This window comes from Marinobacter orientalis (assembly GCF_004792665.1).
GTDB classification, from domain to species: domain Bacteria; phylum Pseudomonadota; class Gammaproteobacteria; order Pseudomonadales; family Oleiphilaceae; genus Marinobacter; species Marinobacter orientalis.
Genome location: NZ_SRZX01000005.1, coordinates 241,672 through 262,924, shown reverse-complemented (window position 1 = coordinate 262,924; position 21,253 = coordinate 241,672). Strand labels below are relative to the sequence as shown.

Sequence of the window (21,253 nt, the reverse complement as noted above, 5' to 3'; positions counted from 1 at the left end):
TTGCATATTAAATAATCAATTCCATTGACCGCCCACCCCGGACCGGGGATTATTAAAGAAGGGACAGGGAGTTCAGAATTTGCAAACAACCGACCAACAACCGTTGCTTCTGACATTGGCAAGGTACACTTGCCTGTTCGTCGTTGCTTTTGTCACTGCCGGATGCTCCAGGCCAAGCACTCTGCAGGAGATTCGCTCCGAGGGTATATTGCACGTGGTTACCCGTAACGCGCCTTCTGTCTATTACGACGGCCGCGACGGCCCCACCGGTTATGACTACGAGCTGGCCAGGCTGTTTGCCGACGATCTGGGCGTCGAACTCAAGGTACGGGTGGCGGATGACAACACTGGCGTGCTCTCTGTTATTGGCCAGGACTACGCCCATATCGGTCTGGCCGGGTTTTCTGATCACCCGGACTTCGCCAATCGATACCACACAGTGGCCAATGGCCTTGAGGCCGAGTCTGTTGTGGTATACAACCGCGACACAAACCGCCCGGACTCAGTCAGCGACCTTGAGGGTCAGACCCTTCACCTGGTGGCAGACAGCAACCATGAACATCATCTGAAGCAACTCCGGGCGGAAAACCGGGGCCTGCAGTGGGAGGTTCATTCAGGACTGGATGCCGCCGGCATACTGGCGCGGGTGGAATCGGGGGAATACCCGCTGGCCGTGGTCTCCTCCAACGAACTCGACCTCAATCACGTATTCTTCCCCATGGTCAAGAGCGCCTTCAGCCTGGGCAATCCGCACGACCTTGTGTGGCTGTTCCCCGCAGAGCAGGACCAGACACTGGCCACAGCTGCCAAGAGTTTTATCAGTGAGCTGAGGGCGAGCGGTGCGCTGGCCCAGATTTCCGAGCGTTTTTACGGTCATCTGGATCGTCTGGGCTATGTTGGTGCAAGGACCTTTACACACCATGTGGAAAACCGTCTGCCAAAGTACGAGAACCTGTTCAGAGACTATGCCTCGTCCTACAACCTTGACTGGCGGTTGCTCGCGGCCATTGGTTATCAGGAATCCCACTGGCGGCCCAATGCGGTGTCTCCTACGGGGGTGCGCGGCCTTATGATGCTGACCCGCGCAACTGCCAATCATATCGGTATAAAGAATCGCCTCGATGTGGAACAAAGTATCCAGGGTGGCGCCAAGTATTTCACCATCGTCCACCGCAAGGTTCCCGAACGGATTCCGGAACCTGACCGCACCTGGTTTGCGCTGGCTTCATACAACGTTGGCTGGGGTCATGTGGAAGACGCCCGCAGGCTGACCCAGGGCGCCGGCAAGGACCCTGACCGCTGGATGGACGTCAAGGAATTCCTGCCGTTACTGGCTCAGAAGGAGTGGTATTCAAAGACGCGCTATGGCTATGCCCGTGGCCACGAGCCGGTTATCTATGTGCAGAATATCCGTCGCTATTACGACTTTCTTGCCTGGATGACAGAGCCCACCCAGGTCGCTGAAACCTCTGAAAAGCCATGGTTCAAAGACCTTGAAGGCATGGAAAAGATTATCGGGCCCGGTGGCGCCTCCTCGAAACAGGAAATCCGGGCGAGCCTGCCCAGTGAACTTGGATTTGTTCCCCCTACCCTATAATCGCCGCTCCAGAGCTGACTCGACCTGATCGGAAGCAAACCCTCTCCTTGCCAGAAACCGTGCCTGGCGCGCCTTTTCATCCCAGTCTTCGCTGATATCACAGAGGCCGAACCGTTTCTCTCTCAACAGAGTAGCCCGTTCTATCCAGTCCGCGTCGGTCATCTCCCGCATACAGCCGGGTGCTGCGTGAACTCCCCGTTGCTGGAGCTCTGCCAGAATCCTGAGCGGCCCGTAGCCAAGATCAATCCGCTGGCGCGCGTAAATATCGGCAAACCGCTCATCACTCAGCCAGCCTTCACTCTCGTAGTCATCCAGAATCCGATCTATCACAGCTGACTCGAACTTTCTCTGCATGAGTTTGAGGGACAACTCAAGGCGGCTGTGTTCCCTGCGGGCCAGCAACCGCAGCGCAGCGGAGCGGGCCCTGTAATCCTGGTCGTCCGGATTTGATGCTTTTCCCATTCTGACTCTTCCCGCAAATGCCGACAAAACGCTAGACTAGTGCCCCGACTGGCTACCCCACTCGAAACAACTGCCCGGTATAACCGGGACAGTCAACTGACGTACCCGGCATCCGGAACACCGGAAAAAGCCGATGTTCGGTGCAGGCTTACTTTGCCCACACCGGGAACTGGTTTCAATATCAAAGGATTATCCCATGGCCGCATTCATCCAGAAACTGTTCAGAACTCGCAAGGCAAACACAACGCCCCCTGCCGCGACTCCTCAGCAGCCAACGCCTGAAGCTCTTGACAAGGTGAACAGGCAGGATGACAAGCTTGAGCAGCAAATCAGCACCCTGAATGCTACCCCCTCCGTCGGGCAGCTTGAAGATCTGGCAACCGGCGGCATGACCGCAAGTATCCGTTTTAAAGCAGCTGCGGCATTAGTGGACAAGTCAGCACTACAGCGTGTCCAGAAACTGGCCAAGGGCAAGGACAAGGGCGTCTACCAGGCAGTGCGCAAAAAGCTGCATCAGATCCGGGATGAGGAAGAGCGCCAACGGAAACTGGCCGAAACCATACAGACACTTGTTCGCAACGCCACCGAACAGGCACGCAGTGACGACACCAAACTGTTTGAAGCCCGTCTGGAAGCACTGCTGCAGAAATGGAACGAGGTCGAGTCCAGGGCATCCCAGGACCAGACCACCGAATTTTTGCAGGCAGCCCACCAGTGCCGTGAACGCCTCCGCGAGATGCAGGCAGAAAAGGACCGGTTAAAACAGCAGCAGGAACAGCGGAGCCAGAGAGCGGAAACCCTGTCCCTGCTGGAAAACACGCTTGAGGAACTGAAACAGCAGGATCCGGACCTGGAGCCGTCACTGGCATCACTGGACGCGCTACAGAAAACACAGGAAAACCGCTGGCTGGAAGCAGCCCGGGACACCCAGGTCGACAAGCAGGAGCAGAAAGCCTACGAGGATCTGATGCAGTCACTGCGGGGATACATAGCGGCTGTCAAACGCCTGGGCCAGCAGCGGGAAGAGATCACTGCCTTGCAGAGCCCTGCTGAGGCTGATGACGAAGCCGCCGCCAGCAGAGCAAAAGAAATACTCGACGTGATTGAGTGGCCGAAAGACTTTCGACGCCCTTCCATGCTCGACGCTCTGTACCGCATAGCCGGCAAGCCACGCCTGCCAAAAACCGGCAAAGCGGACACCGAAGAACAGAAACACCTGGCCGATTCGGTGCGACAGACCCTCGACAAGCTGGACATTGCACTGGAGGCCAAACAGCTGAAGGAGTCCCGCCAACTTTTCAAGGTCGCCCAGCAGCAGCTCAAAAACCTGGGCCATCGCCACAGCAAATCCTTGCAGCCGCGAATCCAACTGTTGGGCGGGCAACTGCGGGAACTGACGGACTGGCAGGGCTTTGCCACTCTTCCGAAACAGATTTCCCTCTGCGAGCAGATGGAATATCTGGCAAAGCAGCCGATTGAACCGGAAACCAAGGCGGAACGAATCAAGGAACTGCAAAATGAATGGCGCGACCTCGGAGGCTCATCGGACCGCGACTTGTGGTCGCGCTTCAAACAGGCCTCTGATCTGGCCTATGAACCCTGCAAGGCCTATTTCTCTGCAAAATCCGGCCTGAAAAAAGCAAATCTGGAGACCCGGAAGACAATCTGCGAGCAACTGCGCACCTTCCTCGATAATGTGGACTGGCACACCATTGACTGGAAAGCTGCCGAACGCATCCACCAGATCGCCCGGGAGGAATGGAAAGCGGCCTGGCCGGTAGAATTCCGCGACAACCGGCCGGTACAGAAACAGTTTGATGATCTGCTCAAAAAACTGGAGGAGCCACTGGATGAAGAGCGCAAAAAGAACGAAGCGCTCAAACAGGGAATCGTCGAACGGGCGGAGACTCTGATTGAACACGAGCCCCTTGCCGAGGCCATGAATCAGGCCAAAGCACTGCAAAATGAGTGGACCGGCATCGGCATCACACGTCACCGCGAGGACAGGAAACTGTGGCAGGCGTTTCGCAAGGCGTGTGATCAGATTTTTGCACGCCGCGACGCCCACAAGAACGAGCAAGAGCAGTTGGCCCGGCAAGCCGATGAAAAAGCCGCACCGGTGCTTGCCGCCGGCAAATCGTTGGGCAGCGACGCCAGCGCGGATTCCCTGCACACTGCCCTGACGGAATTGGATGCCCTCAAGAGTGAGCCTCTTTCAGCAGGCGCCAGGGAGCAGATCAGCAACGAACGCAGCCGGCTTTCCGGGCTGCTGTCCATCCGCCAGCGGCAGGAACAGATCGAAACCTGGAAGCACTGGATTACGTCCAGAAGCACAAGCACTCTGGTCGACGCTGCACTCCCTGGCCACTGGACCGAACTCGCCGCAGGTGTGGGCCAGCCCGACCCGGTAGAACTGGTTATCCGCGCAGAAATACTCGCGGAGGTACCTTCCCCCGGCGAAGACCAGAGCCGTCGTATGGAAATTCAGGTACAACGCCTGACAGAGGGAATGGGCAACGCCGCCAACAGTGACGACAAGTCACGGCAACTGGAAATGCTGATTGCGAACTGGTGCCTGGTGCAGCCGGCGGATCTGGTCAGCGAACCACTTGCCAGGCGCCTCGGCCTGGCACTGGAGGCGGCTCTCGCCTCCCGGATATGAGCAGTTTCGCCAATGGGATTGGCAGCGCACGTCATTACGCTCTGAGGCCGCAAACCGCTATGGTTAGCGCTTGAGAAACGCTATTCCCGAGTCAAAGACCAATAGAGGACAGTAAATGACCACCGAAGCCTATATCTTCGATGCCGTTCGCACGCCACGGGGGCGCGGCAAGAAAGATGGTTCCCTGCACAGCGTCAAACCCATCACACTGCTGACCACCGTGCTCAAGGCACTGCAGGAGAGAAACAGCCTGGATACTGCCCAGGTTGACGACATCGTTATGGGCTGCGTGACCGCCGTTGGCGACCAGGGTGCGGATATTGCCAAAACCGCTGCACTGGCAGCGGACTGGGACGAAGTGGTAGCCGGCGTCACCCTCAACCGTTTCTGCGCCTCTGGCCTAGAAGCTGTCAACCTCGCGGCCATGAAAGTCCGTTCAGGCTGGGAAGACCTGGTCGTCGCAGGCGGGGTTGAAGCGATGTCCCGGGTCCCGATGGGCTCGGACGGGGGTGCCTGGGCAACCGACCCCGCCACCAACCTGCATACCGGCTTCATGCCCCAGGGCATCGGCGCAGACCTGATTGCCACCCTGGAAGGTTTCAGCCGCGAAGACGTAGACGGTTTTGCCGTGAAATCCCAGAAAAAAGCCGCAAACGCCTGGGAAAAAGGCTACTTTTCCAGATCCATCATCCCCATTACCGACCAGAACGGGGTGATGATTCTGGACCGCGACGAGCATGTTCGCGGCAACACCACTGTGGAATCCCTGTCCAGCCTCAAGCCCTCATTCCAGATGATGGGAGAAATGGGCTTTGACGGCGTTGCCCGGGAAAAATACCACTACGTGGAAACGATCAACCATGTACACCATGCCGGCAACTCCTCCGGCATCGTGGACGGCGCCACAGCCATGCTGATCGGCAGTGAAGCCAAGGGCAAGGCCATGGGGCTCAAACCCCGCGCCCGCATTCTGGCAACGGCGGTCACCGGCACCGACCCCACCATCATGCTGACCGGCCCCGCCCCGGCAGCCCGCAAGGCGCTGGACAAAGCCGGCATGACGGCCGACCAGATCGACCTGTTTGAAGTGAACGAAGCGTTTGCTTCAGTGGTCATGCGCTTCCAGAAGGAATTGTCGGTTCCCGATGAAAAAGTGAACGTTAATGGCGGCGCTATTGCCATGGGTCATCCCCTGGGCGCCACCGGTGCCATGATCCTGGGCACCCTGCTCGACGAACTGGAGCGGAGAGAATTGCGTTACGGCCTGGCCACCCTGTGTGTGGGTGGCGGAATGGGTATTGCCACCATCATCGAGCGCGTCTGAGCCGACCACTGATTCCGAGAGGAGAACCGAATATGAGCGTCATTCACTATGACCTGGGTTCAGACCAGATTCTGACTCTGACCATCGACATGCCCGGCCAGTCCGCCAACACCATGAACGCCGATTTCCGCGCCGCCCTGACCGAAACCGTGGGCAAGGCCAAAAATGATCTCGACAGCATTCGTGGCATTATCGTCACCTCCGCCAAGAAAACCTTCTTCGCCGGTGGCGACCTGAAGGAGCTCTACAAAGTCACCCGCGAAGACGCCGGCACCTTTGAAGACATGGTCAACGGCATGAAAGCCGAAATGCGCGCCCTGGAAACCACCGGCAAACCCATTGTGGCGGCTATCAACGGCTCGGCTCTGGGCGGCGGCCTGGAAATCTGCCTGGCCTGCCATCATCGGGTGGTCATGGACGACGACAGAATCCAGCTTGGCCTGCCGGAAGTCACCCTGGGCCTGTTGCCCGGCGGTGGCGGTACCCAGCGGCTGCCCCGGATGATCGGCCTGGAGGCCGCCTTCCCGTATCTGATGGAAGGCAAGAAGGTGAACCCCAAAGCCGCACTCAAGGCCGGCATCGTCGACGAACTGGCATCCTCCACTGACGACATGATCGGCAAAGCCCGCGCCTTTATCGAAGCCAACCCGAAAAGCCAGCAGCCCTGGGACCGGAAAGGCTTCAAATTTCCCGGCGGTGCTCCCCACCATCCGGCCATGGCCCAGAAGCTTGCCATCGCCCCTGCGATGCTCAAACAGAAAACAAAGGGCTGTTACCCCGCCCCGGAGCGGATCCTTTCGGCCGCTGTGGAAGGCGCCCAGGTGGATTTCGACAACGGCAGCCTGATCGAAACCCGTTATTTCGCAGAACTGACCATCGGCCAGGTCGCCAAGAATATGACCGGCACCTTCTGGTTCCAGCTTAACGCCGTGAACGCCGGCGAAAGCCGTCCCAAGGACGTGGAGAAAGAGACCTTCCGCAAGGTCGGGGTTCTCGGTGCCGGCATGATGGGCGCAGGTATTGCCTACTCGACCGCCACCCGGGGTATTGAAGTGGTGCTCAAGGATGTATCCACAGAAAATGCCGAAAAAGGCAAAGCCTATTCGGAAAAACTGCTGGCAAAGAAAGTCAGCCGCGGCCGCATGACCGAAGAGCAGAAAACCGGGGTGCTGAACCGGATCAGGCCCACCGGTTCCGCCGACGACCTTGAAGGGTGCGACCTGATCATTGAGGCGGTCTTCGAAGACAGCAACCTGAAAGCGAAGGTCACTCAGGAGGCAGAGGCAAAGCTGGTCAAAAACGGCACCTTTGCCTCCAACACCTCCACCATCCCGATCACACAGCTGGCAGAAGCGTCAGCCAGGCCAGACAATTTCATTGGTCTGCATTTCTTCTCGCCGGTGGACAAGATGCAACTGGTGGAGATCATCGTGGGGGCCAAAACTTCCGATGACACCCTGGCCCGTGCCTTTGATTATGTGCAACAGATTGGCAAGATTCCCATTGTGGTGAACGACAGCCGCGGTTTCTTCACCTCCCGCGTATTCGGCACCTTCGTGAATGAGGGCATCGCCATGCTGGGCGAAGGTATCCATCCCTCCAGTATCGAAAATGCCGGTGTTCTGGCCGGCATGCCGGTAGGCCCGCTGGCGATTTCGGACGAGGTCAGCATGACGCTGATGCAGCACATCCGTGACCAGAGCAAAAAAGACACGGAAGCGGCGGGTAAAGTATGGGAAGCCCATCCGGCAGAAGCGGTGATCGACCAGATGGTCACCAGCCACAACCGCAAGGGCAAGGCCGCAGGGGCCGGATTCTATGAGTACCCGGAATCCGGGAAAAAACACCTGTGGCCGGAACTGGAAACCCTGTTTGTAGACCAGGAAAAAGCCCGGGCTACAGAGCTTCAGGAGCTGAAAGACCGCATTCTGTTCATCCAGGCCATCGAAACAGTACGCTGTCTGGAAGAAGGCGTGCTCCGGACCGTTGAAGACGCCAATATCGGCAGTATCTTCGGTATCGGCTTTGCGCCCTGGACTGGCGGCGCCATCCAGTTTATCAACCAGTACGGCGTGAGAGCCTTCGCAGAACGGGCCGGAGATCTGGCGGAGCGTTATGGTGAACGCTTCACGCCGCCGTCTCTGTTGCTTCAAAAGGCAGAAACCAACACAAACTTCAGCTGAAGCCAGCGTTCGCCTGGCCGGAGCCCTGCGCTCCGGCCAAGGGGCCCTGCCACAGCGTTCCTCTGCTCTGGAATCTGACTATTTCATGGACAGATTGTCACGAACCGATACTTCAACGCTATAGCAACCAGTCCTGCGCTTGCCTACAATAAAATTATGAGCCAATCCGGTGATATCTGCTGATTCCCGTATCGCCACCCACCGTCAGGTAAACAAGCTTATGAGCATCGCGGAACGATTCATCAACCGTTGCAGCAACTCCGGGAAGAGACGCAACGCCGGTAGTCAGGCAGCCGTCTTTACCCTGGCGCTGGCTCTCATCTTGCCAGTGTCGGCCAATGTGGACACAGACAAAGTCTACGAACCAGTCTCCCCGACGGTAGAGCAAGCCAGGGCGAATATCCTGATCGCACGGCAGTTGCAGTTTACCCACTTCCGCGATCTGAGCATCAATGATTCCCTGTCCGGAGACGTGTTTGACGCCTATCTGGACTACCTTGACGGCCAGCATATCTACCTGACCAAAAAGGATGTCGAAAACTTCAACGCCGTGCGCATGGGGCTTGGCTCGGCCCTGAAAACCGGCCAGCTGCAGCCCGGATTCGATATCTACAACCTGGTTCAACAACGCATCATACAACGGCTCGAGTTTGCCCTTGGACTGATTGATGAGGGTATCGACAAGCTTGATTTCGAGGCCGATGAACGCATCCTGCTGGACCGCTCCAAGGCGGATTGGGAGGCTGACCGGGAAGCTCTTGATGCATTGTGGGTCAAGAGGATCAAAAATGCGGTACTGGCACAGCGCCTTAACGGATCGGACGACGAAGCGATCGAAGAAGCCCTGCGCCGTCGCTATGAAGGCCAGCTGAAGCGTGCCTATCAGGCTCGCAGTGAGGATGCCTTCCAGGCTTACATGAATGCCTTCGCCGGTATGTGGGACCCGCACACCTCCTATTTCTCACCGCGCACCTCCGAAAACTTCAACATTAACATGAGCCTCTCGCTCGAGGGCATCGGTGCGGTACTGCAGTCAGATAATGAATACACCAAGGTGGTGCGCCTGGTTCCTGGCGGGCCAGCATCCAAGCAGGGCCAGCTTGAGCCTGCGGATCGCATTGTGTCCGTCAAACAGGAAGACGAAGACAAGGCGGTGAACGTGATCGGCTGGCGCCTTGATGAAGTCGTGGATCTGATTCGCGGCCCTCGCGAGTCAACCGTAACCCTGGAAGTCATCCCCGCCGATGCGCCAGATGAAACCGTGACCGAAACCATCGCCATCCAACGTGACAACGTGAAGCTGGAAGAGCAGAGCGCCAGCAAGGAAGTGATCGAGTTTGAACGCGGTAATGAACGCTTCCAGATCGGCGTGATCCACATCCCCACCTTCTATGCCGATTTCAAGGCGATGCAGAACGGTGACCCGAACTACAAGAGCACAACCCGCGATGTCCGTGAGCTGATTAACGAACTCAAGGACGAAGGGGTTGATGGCGTGGTGATGGATCTGCGCAACAATGGAGGCGGAGCTCTTCACGAAGCCAATGATCTGGTAGGCCTGTTCATCGAGAAAGGCCCGACCGTCCAGATCCGCAACTCCAACAATGATGTTCAGGTACTCAACGACGAGGACCCCTCGGTTGCCTATGACGGTCCGCTGGTTGTCCTGGTCAATCGCATGAGTGCATCAGCGTCAGAGATTTTTGCCGGCGCCATCCAGGATTACGGCCGGGGGCTGGTCGTCGGCTCACAGACCTTTGGTAAAGGCACGGTGCAGGCAGTCCGTCCGCTGAACCATGGTCAGCTGAAAATTACCCAGAGCAAGTTCTACCGGGTTTCTGGCGGGTCTACGCAACATAAGGGCGTGATTCCCGATATCGAGATCCCTTCACGGGTCGACAAGACCCGTATCGGTGAGGATGCGCTGGAACACGCCCTGCCCTGGGACCAGATCGAAGCCGTTCCCCACACCCGCTACTTTGACTTCAGCGGCGTGATTGACGAATTGCGTATGCGCCACGAAGACCGGTTTGAAGATCATCCGGAATTTCAGCTGCTACAGAAAGAGATCGAATTTCTCAAACAGCAGCGCGAGCAGACATCTGTCAGCCTCAACATTGACGATCGCGAGGAGCACCAGTCACAAATCCAGCGCACGCGGCTCAGTATTGCCAACGCCCGCCGTGACATTCATGGAGGCGATCCGTTCGACAGCCTGGAGGAACTGGACGAGTGGCAGGATCAGCAGGCAGCCGATCTGGACAATACCGATGAGGAGCTGGATTTCATCGTTCGTGAGGGCGGCAACATCATGGCCGACATGCTGGAACTCGATCAGCGCATGGCGTCCATTCTGAACCTGAAACAGATAACCGCTCAGGCCCAGGCGCGTTGAGCGGCCCCAACTCCTCCGTGAACGGGCCCTGACGAGCATGGCTGGGAAGGAAGAAGACCGGAAAAAGGCGCGTCTGCTGGAAGGCATGCTGATGGACGCAATGCATGCCATGAGGTCCATGGAAGAGGTAGAGCAGATTCGCGGCGCGGAGAGCCCCCCGCCGCACGACAAAGGGCCAGAGTCCCTCATTGACCGCATTACCGGCTTCACAGGATCAGCGCTGCGCTTCGCCGCCAGATCCACGGATACCTCCCTGAAAGTCGGTCGGGCACTGATCAACTCCCAGGACCAGCTACGCGCGATGTTGGCAGCTGGCAACTCCCTCAAAGACATTCGTGAAGTGGCGGGGCTGACCCTGTCGGAAATGAGCGAAGCCCTCAACCTGAAAGACAAATCGGTCCTGGAAGCCATCGAGAACGGCACCAATAGCCTTTCCTTTGAACTGATCCTGCGCCTAGCCGCACTGATAGCCCGCAACGACCCGATCCCGTTCATCCTTCGCACAACCCGTAACTATAACCCTGAAGTCTGGCGGATTCTTAACGACTGGGGCGTTGGCCGCCTGCCGCTTCAGTTCGAGCGGGAACGGCAGTTCATCAACATTTTCCGCAGCCACGACGATGCCCGCACCCTTTCCGACGAAGGATTCCGCAAAGTGCTGGAGTTCACTCGCCAGAGCTTCGAGATGTCATTGCACTTCATCGAAAAGCAGGAAAAGGAAATCGCAGACCTGCGGGCAAAAAGGGACGAATCAGCGGAATAGTGATCTCATCCCGGTAAGGTCGGGAGTGCTGACTACCCCCTTCTCGGTGACGATCGCATCAATCAGGCCTGCCGGTGTTACGTCGAAAACCGGGTTGAAAACTTTTACTCCGTCCGGTGCAATCGGCATTCCCCTCACCTGCCTCAGTTCCGAGCCCTCCCGCTCCTCGATGGGGATGTCTTTACCGGATTCCAGCGACATATCGACGGTGCTGGACGGTGCAACCACCATAAATCCGACCCTGTGGTGGCGGGCCAGCACGGCAAGACTGTAGGTACCGATCTTGTTGGCAACGTCACCGTTGGCGGTAATACGATCCGCACCGACAATCACCCAGCGCACTTTGCCGGCCGCCATGATCGCGGCGGCAGCACCATCTGCATTCAGAGTGACAGGAATGCCGTCGCGTGACAGTTCCCACGCGGTCAGCCTGCTGCCCTGAAGCCAGGGGCGGGTTTCGTCTGCGTAGACGTTCTTCAGCAGCTTCGCTTCATGGAGGCGGCGGATCACGCCCAGTGCCGTGCCATATCCCCCAGTGGCCAGGGCCCCGGTATTACAGTGGGTAAGCACAGAAAATGGCTTTTCTGCAGCCATGTGTTCAAGGGCATTATCGGCCATGGCCAGATTGGCGGCCAGATCCTCTTCATGTATACGAACAGCAGTTCTGGCAAGCCGATTGACGGCTTCATCAAGGGAATGGCAGCAGGCGAATTCGCGCTCCATTTCCTGAAGTGCCCAGAACAGATTCACGGCTGTCGGCCGTGAGGCGGCCAACTCGCGAATGGCCTGCCTGATCTCGGCTTTCCAGTCGCCACCGCCGGCATGGCGCGCTGCCAGCGCTACGCCGTAGGCCGCGCTTATGCCAATGGCAGGTGCGCCACGCACCACCATGTCCCCGATGGCCTGGGCAACACCGGAGGCACCCTCCAGCGTAATCCAGTGCTCCTGATCCGGCAGCAAGCGCTGATCCAGCAGCTCAAGGCTGCCACCGTGCCAGCGGATGGCTACGGTTCCAATGGAACGTTTGCCGGATGAAACAGTTTTTTTGCTCATTCAGTCACTCCAGACAGTTTACATATAGGAAGTATAACCATGATCACACTCCAAACTCAGCCCCCCAGGGTAGTTCTCGGGCCGGGTGGTCGCTATACTTTCGAGCTACATTCTTCGGCTGCACGGACAGATCCCGGGCGGTCCGGCCAGGGCAGGGTAAATGACGGCAGATACCATAACCGCAGCAGATATTCGCATCAACGCACGCTGGCTTATCCCTATGGAGCCGGCAAATGTGGTTCTGGACCACCAGGCGGTGCTTGTCCAGGGCGAGCGGATTGCTGCGGTGGTCTCGCAGGAAGAAGCCGATGCCCGTTTCCGTGCCAGGGAAACCATTGATCTGCACGATCATGTAATCCTTCCGGGCCTGATCAATATGCATGGCCATGCCGCCATGTCGCTTTTCCGTGGTATGGCAGACGACCTGCCACTGATGGCCTGGCTGAATGACCACATCTGGCCCGCCGAAGGCGCATTTGTCAGCGAAACCTTCGTCGCCGACGGCACCCAGCTGGCGATGGCGGAAATGCTGCGTACCGGCACCACCACCTTTTCGGACATGTACTTCTTCCCCGAAATTGTCGCCCAGCTTGCCAGGGACGCCGGTATGCGTGCCCAGGTGTGCTTTCCCCTGCTGGACTTCCCGACACCCTGGGGCTCCGGGCCGGACGAATATCTCTCCAAGGGCGAGGAGTTCATCCGTCAGTGGCAGGATGATCCATTTATCATGCCCGCCATCGGCCCTCACGCCCCTTACACAGTGTCCGACGGGCCATTGAAAAAAGCCGCGGCCCTGTCACAAAGTACTGGTGCGGCCATCCAGATACATCTGCATGAAACCGCCTCCGAGGTAGCCGATGCGGTGGAAAAAACCGGCCTCCGGCCAACCGCACGCATGGCAGAGCTTGGAGTGTTGGGCCCCGCAACCCAGTGCGTCCACATGACCGAGGTTGATGACTCGGACATACAATTGCTGCAGGCGAGCGGCGCCCGCGTAATTCATTGCCCGGAATCCAACCTCAAGCTGGCCAGCGGCCTGAGCCCGGTACAGAAATTCCTCGAAGCCGGGATCACTGTCGCGATTGGCACCGATGGTGCCGCCAGCAACAACGACCTGGATCTGTTCGGCGAACTGGGCACGGCCGCGATGCTGGCAAAGGTGGTGGCCGCAGACGCCTCTGCACTATCCGCCCATGAAGCGCTGGCAATGGCCACCATCAAGGGTGCGCAGGTACTGGGGCGCGGCCATGAGCTGGGATCACTGGAAGCCGGAAAACTGGCAGATATCATTGCTGTAGACCTGAGCGATCCTTTCCTGCAGCCGGTGTATGACGCCGCCTCACACCTTGTGTACAGCAACCATGGTCGCCAGGTAACCCATAGCTGGATCAATGGCGTACCTCAGGTACAGGAAGGCAAACTGACCCGTATTGACGTACCAGACCTGATGCTCCGCGTCCAGGGCTGGGCAGACCGTATTCGCGAGCAGCAATCGAGCTGACGCCGACCTTTCCGTTATCAGGCAGAACTGCATATGAGCAATCAGAACGTAGATCACAATGAAATCGCCAAATTCGAAGCACTGGCCAGCCGCTGGTGGGACCCCACCAGCGAGTTCCGCCCGCTGCACGATATCAACCCCCTGCGCCTCAACTATATTGACGAGCGCGCGCCCCTGGCAGGAAAGCGCGCTCTGGATGTGGGTTGTGGCGGTGGCCTGTTGTCGGAGGGCATGGCACAGCGGGGCGCCCACGTGACCGGAATCGACATGGGTGAGGCACCGCTGGCCGTAGCAAGGCTCCACGGCATGGAAAGCGGGATCAAGGTGGATTACCGACAGATCACGGTTGAGGAACTGGCTCAGGATCCGCAACACGCCGGCCAGTACGATGTGGTCACCTGCCTGGAAGTTCTGGAGCACGTACCCGACCCCGCCTCCGTCATCAAGGCCTGTGCTGCCATGCTGAAACCCGGCGGACACCTGTTCGTATCAACCATCAATCGCAACCCCAAGTCTTTTCTGTTCGCGATCGTGGGCGCTGAATATGTACTCAGGCTGCTGCCCAAGGGCACTCACGAGTGGCGCAAGTTCATCCGCCCCTCCGAAATGTCCGACCACCTTCGCCATGCCGGGCTGGAGATCCGCGAACTCACCGGCATGACCTACAACCCGGTCACCAAAGTCTATCGCCTGGGACGGGATGTGGACGTCAATTACATGATGCATGCCATGGATAGCCGCGAGGAAGCCGAGCCGTCGTGACAAAAGCACCTTCAGCTCTGCCGGCACCATCTGCCGTCCTGTTTGACCTGGACGGTACGTTGATTGATACCGCGCCGGATTTCATTCGCTGCCTGAATGAACTGCGGCAGGCCCACGGCCTGCCAGCACTGCCGGCGCCCCATATCCGCCGCTCGGTGTCCAACGGCGCCAGGGCGATGATCCGGGTGGGCTTTGGCCTTGAACCGGATCACCCGGACTATCTGGAAAAGCACACTGCATTTCTAGATCTTTATGAAGCCGGTGTGGCTGTGGAAACCACCCTGTTCGAAGGTGTGGACGACATCCTGAAAGATCTGGAAATCCGCAATATACCCTGGGGCATTGTCACCAATAAACCGGTTCGCTTCGCTGCGCCATTAATCGAAGCCCTGGACCTGGGAGAGCGCTGCTCGATTCTGATCTGTCCCGACCATGTCACCCACCGCAAACCCCACCCGGAAGCGTTAATCCTGGCCTGCCGCGAAGTGGGTGCCGACCCGGCCACCAGCGTATATGTAGGTGATCACGAGCGCGACATTGAGGCCGGGCGCAACGCGGGCATGAAAACCATTGCCGTTCGTTACGGTTATATCGAACAGCCAGAGGCGGTTGACCTGTGGCAAGCTGACATTGTGGCTGACACCGTCAGCGACCTGGCAAAACTGTTACAATAGAGTTCCCAACGGAGACACAGAATGCAGGATTATCAAGCACCGGCTGACTTGCTGAGAGATCGCATCATCATGGTAACCGGTGCCGGCAGCGGCATCGGACGGGCGGCCGCAAAGGCCTATGCGGCCCATGGCGCGACCGTGATCCTTGTCGGACGTACCGTGTCCAGGCTGGAATCCGTGTATGACGAAATAGAAGCCGCCGGCCACCCGAAACCTGCCATCGTACCGCTGAACTTCGAGGGTGCTGCGGTGAAGGACTACGAAGAGCTGGCAATGACGATCGAAGACAACTTTGATCGTCTGGATGGCCTGCTTCACAACGCTGCCATCCTCGGAACCCGCAGCCCCATCGAGCTCTACGATCCCGAAATCTGGAACAAGGTGATGCATGTAAACGCCACGGCCCCGTTCCTGCTGAGCCGGGCGATGATTCCACTGCTGCGCAAGTCCGCCGATGCCTCGGTGATTTTCACGTCTTCCGGTGTCGGCCGGCGTGCCAAGCCTTACTGGGGAGCCTATGCGGTTTCCAAGTTCGCGATTGAGGGGCTCAGCCAGATGCTGGCAGATGAACTCGATGATGACCGCCATAATGTACGGGTAAACAGTCTCAATCCGGGTGCGACCCGTACCAACATGAGAGCAACGGCCTATCCGGCGGAGAATCCCCGGAAAAATCCCGCGCCGGAAGAGCTGATGCCGGTTTACCTGTACCTGATGGGGCCCGAGAGCCGGGATCTGAATGGTCAACAGATAGACGCACAGCCCAAGTAATGGAGCTGATTTTCTATACCACGTCCCAATGCCACCTGTGCGAACTGGCGGAAGCCCTGCTGGTGAATACGCCCATGCCCGAGCCCATCCCCGTGGATGCTGTGGACATCGCCCAGTCCGCGCAACTGGTGGAACGTTACGGCACGCGGATTCCGGTCCTGCGCCGCAACGATACTGGCGAGGAGCTGGACTGGCCGTTTACCAGCGACCAGCTACTGAATTTTCTCCGATGAGGATTGCCCGACATGTTGATGGTTATTTCTCCTGCAAAAACGCTCGACTACGAAAGTCCGCTGGCCACCACCAAAGCAACCCAGCCGGACTTTCTGAACGACGCCTGCGAACTGGTGGACCAGCTCAAGGAACTGGAACCCCATGACATCAGTAACCTGATGGGGGTCAGCGAAAAGCTGGGGCAGCTCAATGCAGAGCGCTTCCGCACCTGGCACACACCCTTCACGCTCGAGAATGCCCGCCAGGCCGTGCTGGCGTTCAAGGGGGACGTCTACACCGGTCTGGACGCGGAAAGCTTCAGCGACAGGGAATTCGACATTGCCCAGCAGCGCCTGAGAATTCTGTCCGGCCTCTATGGGGTTCTGAAACCTCTGGACCTGATGCAGCCCTACCGCCTGGAAATGGGCACCAGGTTGGAGAATCACCGGGGCAAGGACCTGTACGCATTCTGGGGCAGCAAGATTACCGACGAGCTCAACCGCCTGATGAAGGCCGATGACGGGGTTCTGGTGAACCTTGCCTCCAACGAATACTTCAAGAGCGTGCGCAAGAAAGAGCTGGACGCGCGCCTGGTCACCCCCCAGTTCAAAGACTGGAAAAACGGCCAGTACAAGATGATCAGTTTCTACGCCAAGAAGGCACGGGGCCTGATGTGCCGTTACGCCATCCAGAACAATATCAGCCAGGCGGATGATCTCAAGGGCTTTGATCTTGAGGGTTACCGTTTCAGCGAAGAGCAGTCCAGTGCTGACAACTGGGTGTTCCTGCGGGACGAGCAGTAAACCTTTCACAAAACCCGGAGTTATCAATGAGTGAAGCTGTATTTTCCGAGCTGGCCATGCTGGTCCTGCTCACCGGCCTGATTGTCTGGATGGGCTTTATCGTCTGGGACCTGGCCAAGAAATCGCAGGCAGGCCGGTTTGGCACCATTGCCCTGTTCACCATTCTGGGCGCCGGTGTGGTGGGCTTTATCGTAAAGACCGTGCTGGTTGAAATCTTGCAGATCTGAGGCGGCGACCACATTTCACAGCAGTCACTTTACGGCCACTGACCGGTGGCCGTATCATCCCTCCCCTTTCTCAATATCGACATCAGCCAATAACCAACAAGGACCCGGACCATGTGGTTTCGTAATGCCCGCGTATTCCGTTTTACCAAGCCATTCGAAATAACCGCCGAAGCCCTGGAAGAACAGCTTCAGGCCGATGCCTTCAAGCCCTGTGGCCCCCAGGAGACCTCGCGCCAGGGCTGGGTTTCGCCCATGGGCAAACACAGCGACCTGTTGGTCCACAGCGCCGGTGGCTATCACCTGATTGCCCTGCGCAAAGAAGAGAAACTGCTGCCGTCATCCGTTGTAAAGGAACTGGTGGATGAGAAGGCCGAAATGATCGAGACCGAGCAGCATCGCAAGGTGCGGCGCAAGGAAAAAGACGAACTGAAAGATGAAGTGATGCTGGAAATGCTGCCCCGGGCCTTTTCCAAGAACCGCCGCTGTTACGCCTATCTGGCGCCGGCCGACGGTGTTCTGGTTGTGGATGCCGGCTCTGCCAAACAGGCAGAAGACCTTGCCTCCGCCCTTCGCAAAAGCCTCGGCTCACTACCCGTTCGCCCCCCCGCCGTGGAACAGGCGCCGGCGTTCACCTTCACCGGCTGGCTGAATGAATCCATCGATCTGCCCGCGAGTATTGAGCTGGGTACCGAATGCGAACTGAAAGATTCGTCAGAAGATGGCGGCGTCGTTCGCTGCAAAGGCCTGGAGCTTCAGGGCGACGAAATCCGCAGCCATCTTGATGCCGGCATGCAGGTCACCAAGCTGTCGGTAACCTGGGACGATAACCTGTCGTTTGTGCTGGATGAGGAACTGGGAATTCGACGCCTGAAATTCGGCGATACCCTGCAGGAAAAGCTGGATGATGTGGGTGCAGATGACGCGGCGGCGCGCTTCGATGCTGCGTTCTCGCTGATGACACTGGAACTGGCCAGGCTGATCCCCGGCCTGCTGGAGGCTCTTGGCGGCGAAGACCGCTCCGCCATTGTGGAAGAAAGCTGACAACCATCAGTCAGTGGGACGTCTGCTCCAGGCGCTCGCGCTGCCAGTCCTTTTCCGGTTCGTTGAGCACCAGGGTAAGATCCATCACTTCCTCTTCCGGGTTGTAGTGGATCTCGAAACCCAGGTGCTCGGCCAATTTCAGCATCGGACGATTGTCCGGCAGTACATTGCCCACCATTTCAACGGTACCCTTGGCGCGGCAGTAGTCGATCATTTTCTGCATCAATGCCACACCCAGGCCTTCACCCTTCATCTTGTCGTGCACCATTACCGCAAACTCACACCGCAAATTGTCGGCATCCGTCCAGGTTCGAACGGTTCCGAGTGTTTCCTCGCCTTCGCCATCTTCACGGGGCGCGTTGGCAACAAACACCATTTCCCGGTCATAGTCGATCTGGACCATCTGCGCCACGTCTTCCCGGGAGAAATGCTTGCGATACTGGAAGAAGCGATAGCGGATGGATTCCGGGGACTGGAGCTCGTGGAAGGCGCGATGGGCAGGCTCGTCCTCTGCCAGTACCGGCCGGATAATCACGCGGCGGCCAGACTTCGGTAGCAGGATCCACTCTTCCAGCTCCCGGGGATAAGGCTGGATAATGGGCCGTCCCGGCTTTTCCGCCAGGTCAATGGCTACGTTTACAGCGACGGTGCCCTGCTCATTGAACAGCAAGGGGGAAATTTCCAGCCCGCGTATTTCCGGAATATCAATGACGATCTGGGACAGGGTTACCAGGGTTTCCGATACCGCGCGAATATCCTCTTCCGGTTGCAGGCTGTGCTCTTTAAGAAGCTTGTACATGTAGGTACGCCGCAACAACTCCCGTGCCAGCACCATATTCAGTGGTGGCAGGGCAATCTGGCGGTCCGTCATCACGTTGATCTGGGCACCGGCGGCACCGCACACCACCAGCGGGCCGAAAAGCTTGTCGCGGGTGATACCAACGCTGAACTCTATGCCGCCAACATGCTGATACGAGCGCTGAACCGCGAACCCCAGAAATCCACTGTGAGGATAGTGCTTCTGGTACTCTTCCATCAGAAAGCGACAGGAGTCCATGATCGCCCCCTCGCTGTTCAGCTTCTGGACCGTGCCCTTATAGCGGCGCTGGCCCGGGCTGAGTTCAATCAGGGGGTGACACGCCTGCTCGTGAATGAGGGTAATGTCCACCGGCCGGCGCTCCACCGCAAAAGCCTCCAGCACCTCTTCCATATCGTCGCAGTAGATGGTGTCCACGGCATTGATACCGTAATCCTGAATCAGATCCCGGGCTTCCCGGTTGGAAAGATGGTTGCGGCCCGAGCGCATGGCATTGATCACGACCCTACGTGTCTGCGTGTGATCGGCGAAGTGATCGGTAAACGACTCCGGAGTTTCCGTCAGCAGCCGCTGCACACGCTGGTGACGTACATGCTGCATGAACGCCGTGACTGCCTTTTCAGGGTTGAAGAACGATGGCAGCCCTGCCCGGTAAAACTCATCACGGGCATCCAGCACTGTGCTCTGGCCCAGCCAGCAGGTGAACACGTTCATACGCGTGCCTTTGGACGCCTGCACCACTGCGTCCGCAATCTGCAGGCTGTCCTGGGTCAGGGTCGGTGCGTACATCACCAGAACATTGGCAACTTCAGGGTCCTTCGCGAGAATCTTGATGGCCCTGGCGTAGAGCTCCGGCGAGGCGTCATAACCCAGGTCAATGGGGTTTTTACGGGTCCAGTAAGGAGGCAATGCCTCCGCCAGGGCATCAACAGACTTGCCGGACAAGTCTGCAAGTTCGCCACCGAGATGGGCCAGCCGGTCCACCGCCAGCACTCCAGGGCCAACCCCGTTGGCCATGATCGCCAGGGTTTCCCGCCGCAACGGACGCATTCTGGTAAGAGTTTCCAGAGCGTCGAACATCTGCCCGAGGCCATCCACACGCAGAACACCGGCTCGCTGAAGCATGGCATCATAGATGGGATCACTGCGGGTCAGGCCGGCTGGCAGCTCATGGTGAAACCACTCCGACTCAGGCACCCGGCCGCTTTTCACCGCAATCACCGGCTTGGTGCGTGAAGCCACACGGACAGCGGACATGAAACGGCGCGGATTGGGAATATTTTCGATATGCAACAGGATGGCGCGGGTCTGTGTGTCCTGGGCCAGGTAGTCGATCAGATCGTCATGGTCAATATCCATGCCGTCGCCCAGTGTCAGAAAGTAGGAGAAACCCACCCCCCGGGCGAACGCCCAGTCGACTATTGAACTGGCGATGGTGCCAGACTGGCCTACGAAGGCCACTTTTCCCGGAATCGCGCCCATATGGGCATAGGTTGCGTTAAGGCTTCGGGCGGGAACCATCAGACCAATGGTGTTTGGGCCCAGCACCCGGATGCCGGTTTCCCGTGCCGCGTCGCGCACCGAATACATCAACGGCTGACCGGTCTTGCTGTGGCTGCGGGACATGCCGCCGGTCATCACTATTGCGGTGCGGACACCGGCTTCGCCCAGCCGTTTTATCACCTTTGGTACAGTATCCGGAGGCGTACAGACAATGGCCAGATCCGGGCTGAACCCCATACGGGACACTTTCTTGACGCAGGGCGCACCGTGCACATTATCGTAATCGTTCTGGTTGACCACCAGCAACTGGCCGGGGTAACCACCACCCATCAGGTTCCGCAGCACCATGCCGCCGAGGTTATCCGCCCGCTCCGAGGCGCCGACAACCACTATGGAAGAGGGATTGAAAAGGCTTTCCAGGTATCGGGTGCTCAAGCGTTGCTCCTTGCTGCGAATCGACCGGACGGATCTAGGTCCTATCTTAGGCCCTTGTCCGGGGATG

The 21,253-nt window shown here is 58.2% G+C and carries 17 protein-coding genes; 14 read left to right on the top strand and 3 right to left on the bottom strand.

Translation table 11 applies throughout. From position 1 onward, the window contains the following. The first annotated feature begins 133 nt into the window (after nucleotides 1-133). Nucleotides 134-1,597 carry a membrane-bound lytic murein transglycosylase MltF gene (mltF, locus tag DIT72_RS14680; protein ID WP_169450003.1) on the top strand — a complete coding sequence of 488 codons (1,464 nt, stop codon included), beginning with the start codon at nucleotides 134-136 and terminating at the stop codon, nucleotides 1,595-1,597. Here the strand turns inward: mltF and DIT72_RS14675 are convergent. Then, on the bottom strand, nucleotides 1,592-2,059 hold the full coding sequence (locus tag DIT72_RS14675) for a regulatory protein RecX (protein ID WP_135955985.1): 468 nt from the start codon (nucleotides 2,057-2,059) through the stop codon (nucleotides 1,592-1,594). The genes mltF and DIT72_RS14675 overlap by 6 nt on opposite strands. 196 nt (nucleotides 2,060-2,255) lie before the next feature. Between DIT72_RS14675 and DIT72_RS14670 the strand changes: the two genes are divergently transcribed. From DIT72_RS14670 to DIT72_RS14650, 5 genes are all read left to right on the top strand, one after another. Beyond that, nucleotides 2,256-4,721, top strand: a complete 2,466-nt coding sequence (locus DIT72_RS14670) for a DUF349 domain-containing protein (protein WP_135955984.1) — start codon at nucleotides 2,256-2,258, stop codon at nucleotides 4,719-4,721. Between the two features lie 115 nt (nucleotides 4,722-4,836). After that, nucleotides 4,837-6,045: an acetyl-CoA C-acetyltransferase gene (locus DIT72_RS14665; protein WP_135955983.1), complete on the top strand. Its 1,209-nt coding sequence runs from the start codon at nucleotides 4,837-4,839 to the stop codon at nucleotides 6,043-6,045. 32 nt (nucleotides 6,046-6,077) lie between these two features. Continuing rightward, a complete protein-coding gene (locus DIT72_RS14660) occupies nucleotides 6,078-8,228 on the top strand; it encodes a 3-hydroxyacyl-CoA dehydrogenase NAD-binding domain-containing protein (protein WP_135955982.1) in 2,151 nt (716 codons plus the stop codon). Between the two features lie 220 nt (nucleotides 8,229-8,448). Further along, nucleotides 8,449-10,623, top strand: coding sequence for a carboxy terminal-processing peptidase (locus DIT72_RS14655; RefSeq protein WP_135955981.1), 2,175 nt, complete (start codon nucleotides 8,449-8,451; stop codon nucleotides 10,621-10,623). A gap of 37 nt (nucleotides 10,624-10,660) precedes the next feature. Beyond that, entirely contained in the window at nucleotides 10,661-11,386 is a 726-nt protein-coding gene (locus DIT72_RS14650) for a helix-turn-helix domain-containing protein (RefSeq protein WP_135955980.1), read from the top strand. On the opposite strand, the gene mtnA is transcribed toward DIT72_RS14650, so the two are convergent. Further along, nucleotides 11,375-12,439, bottom strand: coding sequence for an S-methyl-5-thioribose-1-phosphate isomerase (gene mtnA / locus DIT72_RS14645; protein ID WP_135955979.1), 1,065 nt, complete (start codon nucleotides 12,437-12,439; stop codon nucleotides 11,375-11,377). The genes DIT72_RS14650 and mtnA overlap by 12 nt on opposite strands. Nucleotides 12,440-12,599: 160 nt before the next feature. On the opposite strand from mtnA, the gene DIT72_RS14640 reads away from it, so the two are divergent. The 8 genes from DIT72_RS14640 (at nucleotide 12,600) to rdgC (ending at nucleotide 18,431) form a co-directional block, all read left to right on the top strand. Continuing rightward, nucleotides 12,600-13,940 (top strand): TRZ/ATZ family hydrolase, encoded by a 1,341-nt coding sequence (locus DIT72_RS14640; protein WP_135955978.1) that lies wholly within the window; start codon nucleotides 12,600-12,602, stop codon nucleotides 13,938-13,940. A 33-nt stretch (nucleotides 13,941-13,973) separates the two neighbouring features. Next, nucleotides 13,974-14,702 carry a bifunctional 2-polyprenyl-6-hydroxyphenol methylase/3-demethylubiquinol 3-O-methyltransferase UbiG gene (ubiG, locus tag DIT72_RS14635; RefSeq protein ID WP_135955977.1) on the top strand — a complete coding sequence of 243 codons (729 nt, stop codon included), beginning with the start codon at nucleotides 13,974-13,976 and terminating at the stop codon, nucleotides 14,700-14,702. Beyond that, nucleotides 14,699-15,376: an HAD-IA family hydrolase gene (locus DIT72_RS14630; RefSeq protein WP_228260831.1), complete on the top strand. Its 678-nt coding sequence runs from the start codon at nucleotides 14,699-14,701 to the stop codon at nucleotides 15,374-15,376. Before ubiG ends, DIT72_RS14630 begins: the two co-directional genes overlap by 4 nt. Nucleotides 15,377-15,397: 21 nt before the next feature. Beyond that, nucleotides 15,398-16,147 (top strand): YciK family oxidoreductase, encoded by a 750-nt coding sequence (locus tag DIT72_RS14625; protein WP_135955976.1) that lies wholly within the window; start codon nucleotides 15,398-15,400, stop codon nucleotides 16,145-16,147. Beyond that, complete coding sequence (locus DIT72_RS14620; protein ID WP_135955975.1) at nucleotides 16,147-16,380, top strand: glutaredoxin family protein; 234 nt, start codon at nucleotides 16,147-16,149, stop codon at nucleotides 16,378-16,380. Before DIT72_RS14625 ends, DIT72_RS14620 begins: the two co-directional genes overlap by 1 nt. A 12-nt stretch (nucleotides 16,381-16,392) precedes the next feature. After that, the gene (gene yaaA, locus DIT72_RS14615) at nucleotides 16,393-17,163 is read left to right on the top strand and encodes a peroxide stress protein YaaA (RefSeq protein WP_135955974.1); all 771 of its coding nucleotides are present in this window, start codon (nucleotides 16,393-16,395) and stop codon (nucleotides 17,161-17,163) included. Nucleotides 17,164-17,189: 26 nt separating this feature from the next. Further along, a complete protein-coding gene (locus DIT72_RS14610; RefSeq protein ID WP_135955973.1) occupies nucleotides 17,190-17,390 on the top strand; it encodes a DUF2788 domain-containing protein in 201 nt (66 codons plus the stop codon). Between the two features lie 111 nt (nucleotides 17,391-17,501). Next, nucleotides 17,502-18,431: a recombination-associated protein RdgC gene (rdgC, locus tag DIT72_RS14605; protein ID WP_135955972.1), complete on the top strand. Its 930-nt coding sequence runs from the start codon at nucleotides 17,502-17,504 to the stop codon at nucleotides 18,429-18,431. A 10-nt stretch (nucleotides 18,432-18,441) separates the two neighbouring features. Here the strand turns inward: rdgC and DIT72_RS14600 are convergent, their stop codons facing one another. Next, nucleotides 18,442-21,186 (bottom strand): bifunctional acetate--CoA ligase family protein/GNAT family N-acetyltransferase, encoded by a 2,745-nt coding sequence (locus tag DIT72_RS14600; protein ID WP_135955971.1) that lies wholly within the window; start codon nucleotides 21,184-21,186, stop codon nucleotides 18,442-18,444. Nucleotides 21,187-21,253 lie beyond the last annotated feature (67 nt).